At 56.1% G+C, this 12,820-nt stretch carries 12 protein-coding genes; 4 read left to right on the top strand and 8 right to left on the bottom strand.

Features of this window, described 5'->3' with window-relative positions:
• The 6 genes from lexA to J0X12_RS15265 form a co-directional block, all read right to left on the bottom strand.
• A complete protein-coding gene (lexA, locus tag J0X12_RS15290; RefSeq protein WP_207047305.1) occupies positions 1–729 on the bottom strand; it encodes a transcriptional repressor LexA in 729 nt (242 codons plus the stop codon).
• Between the two features lie 103 nt (positions 730–832).
• A complete protein-coding gene (locus J0X12_RS15285; protein WP_207047304.1) occupies positions 833–2,047 on the bottom strand; it encodes a molybdopterin molybdotransferase MoeA in 1,215 nt (404 codons plus the stop codon).
• Complete coding sequence (gene moaC, locus J0X12_RS15280) at positions 2,044–2,520, bottom strand: cyclic pyranopterin monophosphate synthase MoaC (protein WP_207047303.1); 477 nt, start codon at positions 2,518–2,520, stop codon at positions 2,044–2,046. Before moaC ends, J0X12_RS15285 begins: the two co-directional genes overlap by 4 nt.
• A 10-nt stretch (positions 2,521–2,530) precedes the next feature.
• Positions 2,531–3,322, bottom strand: coding sequence for an indole-3-glycerol phosphate synthase TrpC (gene trpC / locus J0X12_RS15275; RefSeq protein ID WP_207047302.1), 792 nt, complete (start codon positions 3,320–3,322; stop codon positions 2,531–2,533).
• On the bottom strand, positions 3,319–4,359 hold the full coding sequence (gene trpD, locus J0X12_RS15270; RefSeq protein WP_207047301.1) for an anthranilate phosphoribosyltransferase: 1,041 nt from the start codon (positions 4,357–4,359) through the stop codon (positions 3,319–3,321). Before trpD ends, trpC begins: the two co-directional genes overlap by 4 nt.
• Positions 4,356–4,949 carry an anthranilate synthase component II gene (locus J0X12_RS15265; protein ID WP_207047300.1) on the bottom strand — a complete coding sequence of 198 codons (594 nt, stop codon included), beginning with the start codon at positions 4,947–4,949 and terminating at the stop codon, positions 4,356–4,358. Before J0X12_RS15265 ends, trpD begins: the two co-directional genes overlap by 4 nt.
• Positions 4,950–5,185: 236 nt before the next feature.
• On the opposite strand from J0X12_RS15265, the gene J0X12_RS15260 reads away from it, so the two are divergent.
• Entirely contained in the window at positions 5,186–6,271 is a 1,086-nt protein-coding gene (locus J0X12_RS15260) for a divergent polysaccharide deacetylase family protein (RefSeq protein WP_207047299.1), read from the top strand.
• An 11-nt stretch (positions 6,272–6,282) separates the two neighbouring features.
• Here the strand turns inward: J0X12_RS15260 and trpE are convergent, their stop codons facing one another.
• Both trpE and J0X12_RS15250 read right to left on the bottom strand, forming a co-directional pair.
• Positions 6,283–7,800 carry an anthranilate synthase component I gene (gene trpE / locus J0X12_RS15255; protein ID WP_207047298.1) on the bottom strand — a complete coding sequence of 506 codons (1,518 nt, stop codon included), beginning with the start codon at positions 7,798–7,800 and terminating at the stop codon, positions 6,283–6,285.
• A gap of 3 nt (positions 7,801–7,803) precedes the next feature.
• Positions 7,804–9,690, bottom strand: coding sequence for a SurA N-terminal domain-containing protein (locus J0X12_RS15250; protein WP_207047297.1), 1,887 nt, complete (start codon positions 9,688–9,690; stop codon positions 7,804–7,806).
• A 206-nt stretch (positions 9,691–9,896) separates the two neighbouring features.
• Between J0X12_RS15250 and tpiA the strand changes: the two genes are divergently transcribed.
• The 3 genes from tpiA (at position 9,897) to J0X12_RS15235 (ending at position 12,820) form a co-directional block, all read left to right on the top strand.
• Positions 9,897–10,655: a triose-phosphate isomerase gene (gene tpiA / locus J0X12_RS15245; RefSeq protein ID WP_207047296.1), complete on the top strand. Its 759-nt coding sequence runs from the start codon at positions 9,897–9,899 to the stop codon at positions 10,653–10,655.
• 110 nt (positions 10,656–10,765) lie between these two features.
• Entirely contained in the window at positions 10,766–11,098 is a 333-nt protein-coding gene (secG, locus tag J0X12_RS15240) for a preprotein translocase subunit SecG (RefSeq protein WP_207047295.1), read from the top strand.
• 90 nt (positions 11,099–11,188) lie between these two features.
• Positions 11,189–12,820, top strand: coding sequence for a CTP synthase (locus J0X12_RS15235; RefSeq protein ID WP_207047294.1), 1,632 nt, complete (start codon positions 11,189–11,191; stop codon positions 12,818–12,820).

Here is a 12,820-nt window from a genome sequence, read left to right as displayed (position 1 = left end):
CTAATATTGCCGGAAAAGCCCGACCAGATGTCCCTGCACCTTGACCCGGTCGGGCCCGAAGATGCGGGTTTCATAGGCCGGATTCGCTGCTTCAAGGGCGATGGACCCGCCTTTGCGCCGCAGCCTTTTGAGGGTTACCTCATTATCATCGATCAAGGCGACAACAATTTTCCCATTTTCCGCGGTTTCGCTTTCGCGGATGATAACCGTATCACCGTCAAGAATACCAACATCGATCATCGAATCACCGGCAACTTCCAGGCAGTAATGGCGCCCCATTCCGATCATGCCCGCCGGCACGTTCACGAAACTGCTAGGATCACTTAATGCCTCAATCGCCGTACCAGCGGCAATCCGTCCGTACAGCGGGAGGGAGAGCGATCCGTCTTCAACCAGATCGGGCGTGACAATTTCTTTTGCGGCCTCTTTATCTTGTCCAAAATTAACCTCGACCAGATTGGGCGCATTGGCCGCCTCGGCGCCCTGCTCGTTCGCAGCAATGCGATTTTTCAGGTCGTCGGGGAGTTTCAACACTTCAAGCGCCCGCGCGCGATGGGGCAGGCGACGGATAAAGCCGCGTTCAGTTAAACCTGTAATTAATCGGTGGATGCCGGATTTTGATTTTAAATCAAGGGCTTCCTTCATTTCATCGAAAGAAGGCGAAACCCCCCGGGTTTCAAGGCACTCGTGGATGTAAAGAAGGAGCTGGTGCTGTTTTTTGGTCAGCATATGATAATCCACCGTAAAGAACAAATCAAAAACATTAGTTAAATGTTCTACAAAGGTTCCTATGCTGCGTCAAGGAAAAAGCGCGGTTTTCCGCATATGCAACTCAGACAACCGGATAGGGCTGGGTGAGGGGGATCATGTCAACCATGTCGTTCTTGCCCAGGGCTTTCGCAAAGGGCGGTCGCACGATAAGACAGTCGGCTGCGGAAAGCGGCGAGAGCATGGAGCTGTCCTGTTTCGCGAAGAGCTTGACAACCGGCAGCCCGTCTTTCTCTCCGAGGACAGTAGCGCGCATATAGTCTTCCCGCTGGTCATTCTCCTTCAACTCATGGCTGAGCCATGCCTTCTGGCGGGGAGGGTGCCGGGGTTCAATGCCTCGCAGGGCATCAATGGCGGGGATCAGAAAGAGGAAGCTGCAGATCATGCTGGAGACCGGGTTTCCCGGCATACCGAGCATGGGAATTCCGGCGAACTTGCCGAACATCAGCGGTTTGCCTGGGCGCATGGCGATCCGCCAGAAATCAACGGAAAGACCTTCTTTTCCCAGTACCGGCTGGATCAGGTCATGATCGCCAACCGATGCGCCACCGAGGGTAATCAGCATATCCGCCGATTTGGCATCCTGAACCTTTTCGCGTAAAGAGCTGGCGTTATCCTTGGCAATCCCGAGGTCTATCGCTTCACCCCCAGCGGCCTCGACAAGGGCGGCAACCAACAGGCTGTTGGAGGAAATGATCTGGTTCGGGCCGATCGGTTCTCCGGGACGAACGAGTTCATCGCCGGTTGAGAGAAGGGCAATCCTCGGCTTGCGCCGGACCGTCACCCAGGGACGGTTCATAGCGGCGAGCAGGCCGATATCCCGCGGGCTTAATATGCGCGGGGCTTTAAGGCCAATATCACCTTCGCGAAAATCAAGGCCGGCCGGGCGGACGTAGGTCCCTCTTGCGGCGCCTTCCTTGATCGTGACGGAATGGTCGTTGAAGTCCGTATCTTCCTGTATAACGATGGTATCGGTATCTGGCGGCAGCGGCGCGCCTGTAAAAATGCGCACGGCTTCGCCTGCCTTAACCGCGCCGTCATAGGCACCACCGGCGGGAACCTCGCCGATTATTTTCAGGGTGGTCGGGATTGTGTCAAGGTCGGCAGCCCTGACCGCAAAGCCATCCATTGCCGACATATCGGCAGGTGGCTGTGTCCTCCGGGATCGGGCGTCCTCGGTCATCACCCGTCCGAAGGCCGAACTTAGGGCAACCACTTCCGTGCCGACGGGGTGAATGTCTTTCAGGATTTTTGCGCGGGCTTCATCTACGGATATCATGATGCTTCATAAGTTCCTGATTTTCCGCCACTTTTCTTAAGGAGTTTGGTTTCCACTATTGTCATGCCGCGATCAACGGCCTTGCACATATCATAGATCGTGAGCGCCGCGATCGATGCGGCGGTAAGCGCCTCCATCTCTACGCCGGTGCGTCCCTTGAGTTTGCATGTCGCGTGTACCTCGATCATGCTCTCTACTTCATTAACGGTAAAATCGACCGAAACATTGCTGAGGGCAAGTGGATGGCAAAGCGGGATCAAGTCTGCTGTTTTCTTCGCGGCCATGATCCCGGCAAGGCGGGCGACCCCTAGAACATCGCCCTTTTTGGCATCGCCGTCCTGAATCAGTTTCAGGGTTTCGGGGGCCATCTTGATACTGGCCGCCGCGGTCGCTTCCCGTTCGGTCACGTCCTTACCCCCCACATCGACCATATGGGCCGCGCCCTTTTTATCGAAATGGGTCAGCTTGCTCAAAATACTCTCCTTAAGCCCGGCGCATCAGGGCACGGACGGCGGCCGCGACATCGTCCTGCCGCATGAGGGATTCCCCGACCAGGAAACAGCCGCATCCCGCCTTTTCCATCCGGGTAAGATCTGCAGGGGAATAAAGACCGCTCTCGCTGACGGCGACGCATCCCTCGGGAAGCGCACCGGCTAATTCTTCCGTGGTCGCTATATCCACCTCAAGGGTTTTCAGGTTGCGGTTATTGATACCGATCAGCGGGCTTTTCAATATAACGGCGCGGTCCAGTTCCTCTCGGTCGTGCACCTCAATCAGGACATCCATGCCCCAGTCATGGGCGCAGGCTTCCAGTTCTGCCGCTTGCTTGTCATCCAGTGCCGCCATGATCAGCAGGATGCAATCAGCCCCGAGGGCACGGGCTTCGGCCACCTGATAGGGATCGAGCATGAAATCCTTGCGAAGCACGGGGAGGGATACCGCGCGCCGTGCCGATACCAGATAATCGTCGGACCCCTGGAAATAAGGAATATCGGTCAGCACAGAGAGGCAGGTTGCGCCGCCGTCTTCATAAGCCTTGGCAAGCGATGGCGGGTCGAAATCTGCCCGGATCAACCCCTTGGAGGGCGAGGCCTTCTTGATTTCGGCAATCAAGCCATATTCCCCGGCATCCCGGCGCGCTTCAAGCGCGCGGATGAACCCGCGTGGCGCGCTAGCGGCCTTTGCCGCCGCCTCGATATCAGATTGGGAAACCCGGTTTTTCGCGTCGCGGATATGCTCGCGCTTGTCATCGCAGATTTTTGCAAGAATACTCATTCGGCGGCACCGGTTTCGTTGGAGATGCGTTTCAGGGTTTCAAAGGCGTTGAGTGCCTTCCCGGTATCAATTGATTGTTCGGCAATCCTGATACCTTCGGCGACGGTCTCGCACTTACCGCCGATCATGATCGCCGCGCCCGCATTGAGCAGCGTAACATCCCGGTAAGGGCCTTTCTCGCCATTCAACAGCGCCATGAGCGCTTTCGCATTGTCTTCCGGCGTGCCGCCCTTCAATTCATTGAGCGAGACCTTCTTGAGGCCAAATTCCTCAGGCGTGATATCGAATTCGGAAAATTCGCCGTTTTTCATCTCGACAACCTTCGATGGGCCGGTCGTCGTCAGTTCATCAAGGCCGTCAGAGCCATGCATGACCCAGATGTGAACGGAGCCAAGCTCCTTCAATGTCTCCGCCATCGGTCGCATCCAGCGCGGGTCATACACGCCGATCAGCTGCCGTTTGACAGCCGCCGGGTTGGACATGACGCCAAGCAGGTTGAAGATGGTGCGAATGCCAAGTTCCACCCGTGCCGGGCCCACATGCCGCATGGCGCCGTGATGCCGGTAGGCGACCATAAAGCCGATGCCGGCCTCGTGAACCGCCCGCTGCGTCAGGTCGAAATCGCATTCCGTATTGATGCCGAGAACCGCCTGCACATCCGCCGTGCCGGAACGGGAGGAGGCGGCCTTGTTGCCATGCTTGGCGACGGGTACACCCGCGCCAGCGGTGACAAAGGCGGCGGCCGTCGAGATGTTGAGAGTGCCATGCCCATCGCCGCCGGTACCGACGACATCAACCGCATTTTCAGGCGCCGTGATATAGGTGGCTTTTTCACGGAGGACAGATACGCCCCCGATCAGTTCATCGACCGTCTCGCCGCGCAGATGCAGGCCCATCAGGAACGCCCCCATTTGAGACGGGGTGGCGTCGCCCGAGAGGATGGTGTTGAAGGCGGCCTTCGCCTCTGTCTGGCTTAAGGTCTGGCCAGCAGCAATCTTCGCGATCAGCGCCTTGAAGTTAGGTTGAACATCACTCATGCCGCGGCCTTGGTATCCGGGCGGGTGAGGTTCAGGAAATTCTGCAGCAGGTCATGGCCATGTTCGGAGGCAATACTCTCCGGGTGAAACTGGACGCCATGAAGCGGCAGGCTTTTGTGGCTGAGTCCCATGATAACGCCGTCATCCGTCGTTGCGGTCACTTCGAGGGTATTGGGAACGGTCGCCGGGTCAATCGTCAGAGAGTGGTACCGTGTCGCGGTAAAGCGGTTGGGCAGGCCTTTGAAAAGGCCGGTACCGTTATGGGTAATTTGCGACGTCTTGCCATGCATAAGCTGATCTGCGCGTACGACCTTGCCGCCAAAAACCTGACCAATCGTCTGATGGCCAAGACAAACACCGAGGATTGGGGTTCCTGTCACCCTCGCGCGCTTGACCGTTTCCAGGCAGATGCCGGCCCGGTCCGGATCGCATGGGCCAGGTGAAAGGACAATGCCTGCCGGGTTTTCCCCAAACAACTCATCCACTGTCACCACATTGTTGCGGTAGACCTTTACCTCTGCGCCCAATTCACCAAGGAAATGCACGAGATTGTAGGTAAAGCTATCGTAGTTATCAATTAACGTAATCATATCAGTATAATATCACGCTTTCTTAATTATGCGTCAGAATTCAACCAGCGACGGTGGCAGGCCTCTATACTCTGATAAGCAGTTTCTCTTTTTTTAAAACAAAATCAAGAGTACAAATACCCCCGCTAGCACGGAAGCTCGCCATCTTTATGCCTTGTTTACCATATTGAAATAGAATTAACATAGGTAAGTGGCTGTAGAGTAATGAGTATCATTTGATGAAGGGTTTGTTTTCAATGTCATCCCCACAGACAGGGAAAAAGATGCCGGAGGGGCAATCACGCATCGATCGGCTGACGGCATCTCCGGTTCGTGTCGCCGTTCTGTGTGTGGCCGTGCTTATGATAAGCGCGAGTGGTGGCATATTGATTGGCAAGATACTTAATCCCTTCGCAAAGTCCCCGGAAATGCTTGCGGTAAACGCCCTTGCGGCTCCGACTGTGACGGTTGAACCAATCCTGCGCGACGAGGTTCTGGTCCCGGAAAGCCCATATGCCTTTAACAATTATCCCGTAAATATACCGGAACCGGTGAGGGCTGAGCCTGAACCCGCGCCCGCGCCCGCCGATCACGCAATGCCAGAGGAACCGGAAAATGCGGAGCCCGCGTGGAAACGCTACGCGGCCCTGTCGCCGCCTCTCGAAGGACGTCCGCTGATTGCCATTGTCATTGATGATGTGGGGCTCAGCCATCGGCGGGTGGAAGAACTCAATGATTTACCGGCTCTTTTGACACTGGCGTTTTTGCCTTATGCGCCCTCTCTTCAGGGCAAGGTGGAACTGGTGCGCCAACATGGCAATGAGGTCATGCTGCATTTGCCGATGGAGCCAACCGACCATCACACGGACCCGGGCCCGGATGCCCTGCTGACAACCTTATCGGAAGAAGAACTTAAAGCGCGGACCATACGTAACCTCGACAAGTTTGAAGGCTATGTCGGTGTCAATAACCATATGGGAAGCCGTTTTACCGCCGATGGTGCGGCAATGGCCGTCGTGATGGATATCATGGCGGAGCGGGGCCTTCTGTTCCTTGACTCCAAGACAACGTCTGCCTCGACTGGATATCGCCTTGCCGTGGAACGGGGGATGCCGTCGGTCAAGCGCGATATCTTTATCGATCACATTATTGACGAGGTGGAGATCCTGAAACAGCTTGCCAAGGTGGAAGCGACGGCGGAGCGGTCGGGCGTCGCTATCGCCATTGGCCATCCACATCTGGCCACAATCCGCGCCCTTAAGAAATGGCTGCCTGAAGCGAAGAAAAAAGGTTTCCTGTTCGTACCGATTAGCGCCGTCACGGCCCTGACCTTTAAGGGATAGAGGCTCCCGGTTTATCTGTTCCGGTTGTTGCTGGAAGCATAGCGAACCGCTTCCTGTGCCGCCCTGACCAGGGCCTTTGCCTTGTTCACCGTTTCCTGAAATTCCGCTTCCGGATCGCTGTCCGCGACGACACCGCCACCAGCCTGGATATAGACTTTATGGTCCTTGACGAGGGCGGTGCGAAGGGCAATACAGGTATCCATCGACCCATTTGCCGAAATATAGCCGACTGCACCGCCATAAATGCCGCGGCGGCTTTTTTCCAACTCGTCGATTATTTCCATCGCGCGGACTTTCGGGGCGCCGGAGACGGTTCCCGCCGGGAAGCCCGCTTTCAGCGCGTCAATGGCCGTTAGCCCTTCCGCGAGGTCCCCCTCCACATTGGAAACGATGTGCATCACATGGGAATAGTTTTCGATCTCCATTTTCTCGGTAACGGTGACGGAGCCGATTTTGGCAACTCGCCCGACGTCGTTGCGTCCAAGATCGAGCAGCATCAGGTGCTCCGCCAGTTCTTTCGGATCGGAAAGCAGATCCTCGGCAAGCGCCGTGTCCTCGGCGGCGTTGGCACCGCGCGGACGGGTGCCGGCAATGGGACGGATCGTAACCTTGTTGTCGCGCAGGCGAACCAGAATTTCGGGGCTGGAGCCAACCACTGAAAATTCCCCGAAGTTCAGGTAGAACATGAAGGGGGACGGGTTGGTGCGCCGAAGCGCTCGGTAGAGGGCGAGCGATGGCAGCTCGAATGGCAATTCAAACCGCTGTGACGGGACGACCTGGAAAATATCACCGGCGCGGATATACTCCTTCGCCTTCTCGACCATCGCATGATATTCGGCCTTCGATGTGTTTGACGTCGGTTCCGGCAGGTCAAGTTTGCCGGCATCGAGAGAGGCCGTATGGGGCAGGCTACGCTCAAAATCATGCACGGCGTCAGAAATGCGTTCCGCGGCATGGTTATAGGCTTCCTGCGCCGAGCGGGTGTTGTCCGCCCAGACCGGCGTCACAATGGTCACCAGGTCGAGGATGCTGTCGAATATCGCCATGACTGTCGGCCGGATAAACATCCCTTCGGGAATATGCAGCTCATTCGGATTGCCGTCCGGAATATTCTCCATCAGGCGAACAGTGTCATAGGACATGTATCCGACCAGCCCGGCCGCCATGGGCGGAAGATTCGCCGGCAGGTCGATATGACTCTCATCAATCAGGGCTTGCAGGGTATCCAGCACGTCGCCGTCACAGGCGACAAAAGCGTCTGGATCGAACCGCGCCATACGGTTGATACGCGCCTCATTCCCGTCACAGCGCCAGATCAGGTCGGGCTTCAGGCCAATAATGGAGTACCGGCCGCGCACCGCGCCACCCTCGACAGATTCCAGAAGGAAGGAATTAGCCTGTCCCTCCGCAAGCTTCATCATCGCGGAGACGGGTGTTTCCAGATCGGCAACCAGGGTCGTCCACAGGATTTGTGACTGGCCGGCTTCATGTTTTGTCTTGAAATCGGCAAAGCTGGGTTGAATGGACATATCTCAAAAATATTCCTTGATCAGCTCTTCTTTGACGGAAATACCGATGTTTTTCTGGAGATAGTTTTCATATTCTGCAAGAATGCCGGCCCGCATACTGGCCGTAATCTGTTCGGACATCTGCGTATAGGCATCCTGGTCAGCCGCAGGATCTGCCGGGATAATATCGGCAACGCCATAGAGCAGGGTGCCGTTGCCGGCTTTATTGACATTGACGCCATAGGCGGTGGGTTCGAGATCAAAAAGGCCATCCCGGGCAACGGGAGAGAGTTCTCCGGCCGGCCCGCTTCTTAAAACAGGGGATGAAGTCTGGACGGTCAGGCCAAGTTCTGTAGCGATCTTGTCGAGGGTCTCTCCGCCGCTAAGCTTGTCCAGTAGTTCCTCTGCCTTTTTGCGGGCCTCTTCATGACGCCAGTTGCTCTGCCAGTCCTGCGTCGCCTGCTCCTTCACGTCAGCAAGCGGCTTGATGGCCGCAGGATCGATTTCATTGACGACAACGGCGTAATAGCCACCTTCGGGGGTTTCGCTCACCTCTACCTCATCACCAACCTGGCGGGCAAAGGCTTCAGTCAAAAGGCCGGTCGCAGACGGCAGGCTGGCGACGGGTGTCCCCGTCCTGTCATTGCCAGAGGCATCAATCCAGTCCGTTGTCACAACAGTAAGGTCGAGAGACTGCCCCGCCTCATCCAGCTTCGCGCCGCCAGCAAACTCGTCTTCAAGCTTTGTGGCTTGCGCATAAAGTAATTCCTGCGCCCTGCCGTGAAGGATATCTTTCTTCAATTGGTCTTTTACCGCGTTGAAGTCGCGCTCTTCACCGGGGACGATTTCCTCGACTTTTGCTACATGCCAGCCCAGGACGGTTTTGACCGGCTGGGTTACGCCGCCATTTTCAAGGTCGAATACCGGTCCCTGCAGTTCGGGAAGGAGGTCAGTCTTCGACATCATGCCAAGATCGATGTCCGACGGGGTTAGCTGCAGGTCGGACATGGCAACTTCTGCGAAGTCGGCGCCCTCGCTGATTTTCTTGAAGGCCGCCGCGGCTTTCTCTTCATTCTCGAAGATCATCTGCACGACAGCGCGCCGTTCCGGTGTATCAAACTCGCTTTTCCGCGCGTCATACTCGGCCTTGAGGTCCTCGTCGGAAATTTCCGTGTCTGCCGCAATCGTCTCCGGGGTCAGCAGGATGTAGCTGACCTTGCGATACTCTGGCGCCGAGTAATTCTCCGGGTTTTCCTTGATCAGGATTTCAAGTTCCTCATCCGTCGGGGCAGGGGCGAACCCGATGCTGCTGTCGAGAATGTCGATATACTTCGCCGTCCGTTTCTCTGCGAGAAAGGCATAGAAGGTGTCGACCAGAACCGCCGGCGACTTGCTCACACCCTGTGACAGGGTGCCAAAGAGCTGATTCCCGGTAATATCATTGCGGACAATTTCGATATACTCACCTTCGCTGTAACCGTTCCGCGCGAGAAATTGTTCGAACATGAAGCGATCAAACTGCTGAAACTGGTTTTGAAACGCGGGTTGGCTTTGAATCATCTTGCGCACAGCCTCGTCATCCGCACTCAGGCCGAGGGACTTGGTCTTTTCATCGACCAGCGCGCGGGAGGCAATCTGGTTTATCGTCATCTGTGCCAGCCCGAATTGGCGCGCCTGCTCCTGCGTCAGCTGCGTATTGAAGCGCGCCGAGAGAAGATTGAGATTCCGCTGGTAGTCGCGCTGGAACTCACCGAGAGAGACGGAAGTATCGCCGACCTCGATCACGTTACTGCCGACTGAACTGGTGAGCATATCGCCGCCGATACCCCAAACGCCGAAACTTGCGACCAGAAGAAGCAACAAACCTTTTGCGAGCCATCCGCTGGCTCCTTTTCGCATCGCATGAAGCATATTAATTGTCTACCAGTAACCCGTTAGTATAAAGTTCGCCGGCCGCTCTCATGACGCCCGGCGTGAGCGCGCCAGATTATAGGTACAGGACGGGGCGGGGCAACATGGAATTTTGCAAAGCGGTATCTTTCTCGCTTAAAAAATGGCATACGAACGTGAATTTACAATATCTGTCCTAATTTATGCGAAGATTCTGAGGGAAATAGATGTCTAATCAAAGACGCCCGCTGATTGCCGGGAACTGGAAAATGAATGGCCTGGCGACAGCGGCTACGAGTGAATTAAAAGAACTGGTGGCGCTTGCCAAAGATCATACTGCACCGAAATGCGATATCTTGATTTGCCCTCCGGCGACCCTTGTTCGCGAAATGGCATCGGCTGCGGAGAATAGTTCGGTGCAGATCGGCGGCCAGGACTGCCATGCGAATGACAGCGGCGCGCATACGGGGGACATCGCGGCGGAAATGCTGAAAGATGCGGGGGCAAACTATTGCATTGTCGGACATTCGGAACGTCGGGCGGATCATGGCGAGTCCAATGCCGTAGTCAAGGCTAAGGCGGAGGCTGCACATCGCGGCGGGTTGATCGCGATCGTCTGTGTCGGCGAGACGCTGGCAGAGCGTGAGGCCGATAAAACCCTTGATGTGATCAGCGACCAGGTCAGGAACTCCCTGCCGAATGGGGCGACCGCATCAAACACTGTGATCGCCTATGAACCTGTCTGGGCCATCGGAACAGGAAAGACGCCGACCCCTCTGGACGTCGCGACTGTCCATGCCCATATCCGGGAAGAGTTGGCCGCGCTGATGAGTGATTCGGCTCAGGTGCGCGTCCTGTATGGCGGCTCGGTCAAGGGCAGCAATGCCGAGGAACTGATGGCCGTCGAGAATGTGGATGGCGCACTTGTTGGTGGCGCGAGTTTAAAGGCGGCTGATTTCTGGCCGATTGTCGCCACGTCAATTTGAGAACCAGGGCGGGAAAGTTACTAGCAATCAAGTGAACTTTGGTGTAGAAGCCCTGCAATTGTTGAATAAAGGGGCGGCGCTGTCCGCCCGTAAAGCTGGATTTGAAGAGAATGGAAACTGTCCTTCTGGTCATTCATGTTATGATTGCCATCTTCCTTATCGGGGTTGTGTTGTTGCAGCGCTCCGAAGGTGGGGCGCTCGGAATCGGTGGTGGCGGTGGCGGCGCAATGTCGAGCCGCGGAGCCGCGAATTTGCTTACCCGGACAACGGCAGGGCTGGCGGCAGCCTTTATGCTGACGAGTGTTCTGCTCGCCATTGTCAGTGGCACGCATTCCGAGCCGACCTCCATTCTCGACACCCCGGCAACGACGGAAGCCCCGGCTAACGGCGCACCCGCCGTCCCCGCAGTCCCGGCGGAGCCCACGGCTCCCTTGTCGGAATAACCGGGGTCTATCACAAAAAAATTCGGAGGCGGCAAAATTGCCGCCTCTTTTACTTCCCGTCGAATACAGAATTGGTTATAACGTAACTCCATGGCTCGGTTTATTTTCATTACCGGTGGTGTGGTTTCCTCGCTTGGCAAAGGTCTCGCCGGGGCGGCTTTGGCCTCCCTTCTTCAGGCGCGTGGCTACAAGGTCCGCTTACGGAAACTGGATCCCTATATTAACGTCGATCCCGGCACGATGAATCCCTATGAACATGGCGAATGCTATGTAACGGATGACGGCGCGGAGACCGACCTCGACCTTGGGCATTATGAGCGGTTTACCGGTGTTCCTTCCAAACAGACGGATAACGTAACAACCGGGCGGATTTACCAGACCGTGATCCGCAAAGAGCGCCGCGGCGACTATCTTGGCGGCACGGTGCAGGTCATTCCCCATATCACCAACGCCATCAAGGAATTTGCCACGGCCAATCTGGATGACGAGGATTTTATCCTTGTCGAGATTGGCGGCACCGTCGGCGATATCGAGGGATTGCCGTTTCTGGAGGCCATTCGCCAGCTCGGCTATGAGCTTGGCAATAACGCCGTCTTCATTCATTTGACCTTGCTGCCCTATATTGCGGCGGCGGGGGAACTTAAAACCAAGCCGACTCAGCATTCGGTAAAGGAGCTTCGCTCCATCGGCATCCAGCCGGATATCCTGCTCTGCCGGAGTGAACAGCCGATACCGCAGGGCCAGCGCCGGAAGATTGGTCTGTTCTGCAATGTGTCGGAAGATGCCGTTATCCAGGCGCTCGACGTCCGCACCATCTATGAAGTGCCGCTCAGCTACCATAAGGAAGGGTTTGATGAGCAGGTCCTGAAAGCCTTCGGGATTATGGATGCGCCGAAGCCGGATCTTTCCAAATGGGAAAATATCGTTGACCGGGTGCTGCATCCGGAAGGCGAAGTGAATGTGACAGTTGTCGGCAAGTATATCGAGCTTCAGGATGCCTATAAGTCGCTGACGGAATCCCTTATCCATGGCGGTATCGCCAACAAGGTACGGGTCAAGATCAACTGGCTGGAATCGGAACAGTTCGAATCAGGCAAGGTTTCGCCGGCAGAGCTTCTCGGTGATGCGGATGCCATTCTCGTTCCCGGCGGATTCGGGGAACGCGGCGCCGAGGGCAAGATCAAGGCGGTCCAGTACGCCAGGACCCAGAAGATTCCGTATTTCGGTATTTGCTTCGGCATGCAGATGGCCGTCATCGAGGGATGTCGCAATCTGGCGGGCCTGCCAAATGCCGGAACCTCCGAATTTGGCACCTATGAGCCCAATGTTGTCGGCCTGATGACTGAATGGACACGCGGCAACATGACGGAAGTACGCAGCAAGGACAGTGATCTGGGCGGTACCATGCGTCTAGGATCCTATCCTTGCGAGCTTGTTCCGGGCACGCGGGTGAACGAGATTTACGGCACTTCCCATGTCGATGAACGCCATCGTCATCGGTTTGAGGTCAACATCGCCTATAAAGAGGTGCTGGAGAAGGTCGGGTATAAATTCTCCGGACTTTCACCGGACGGTGAACTGCCTGAAATTGTCGAGATATCGGATCACCCCTGGTTTATTGGCGTTCAGTTCCATCCTGAGTTAAAATCGAAGCCCTTTGCGCCGCATCCGCTTTTTGAAAGCTTTATCGAGGCGGCGGTCAAAAAATCACGATTGGTATAG

The organism is Sneathiella sedimenti (assembly GCF_017313765.1).
Lineage (GTDB): Bacteria > Pseudomonadota > Alphaproteobacteria > Sneathiellales > Sneathiellaceae > Sneathiella > Sneathiella sedimenti.
The sequence above is the reverse complement of the archived record's forward strand: the minus strand, read 5'-3'. Positions and strand labels throughout refer to the sequence as shown.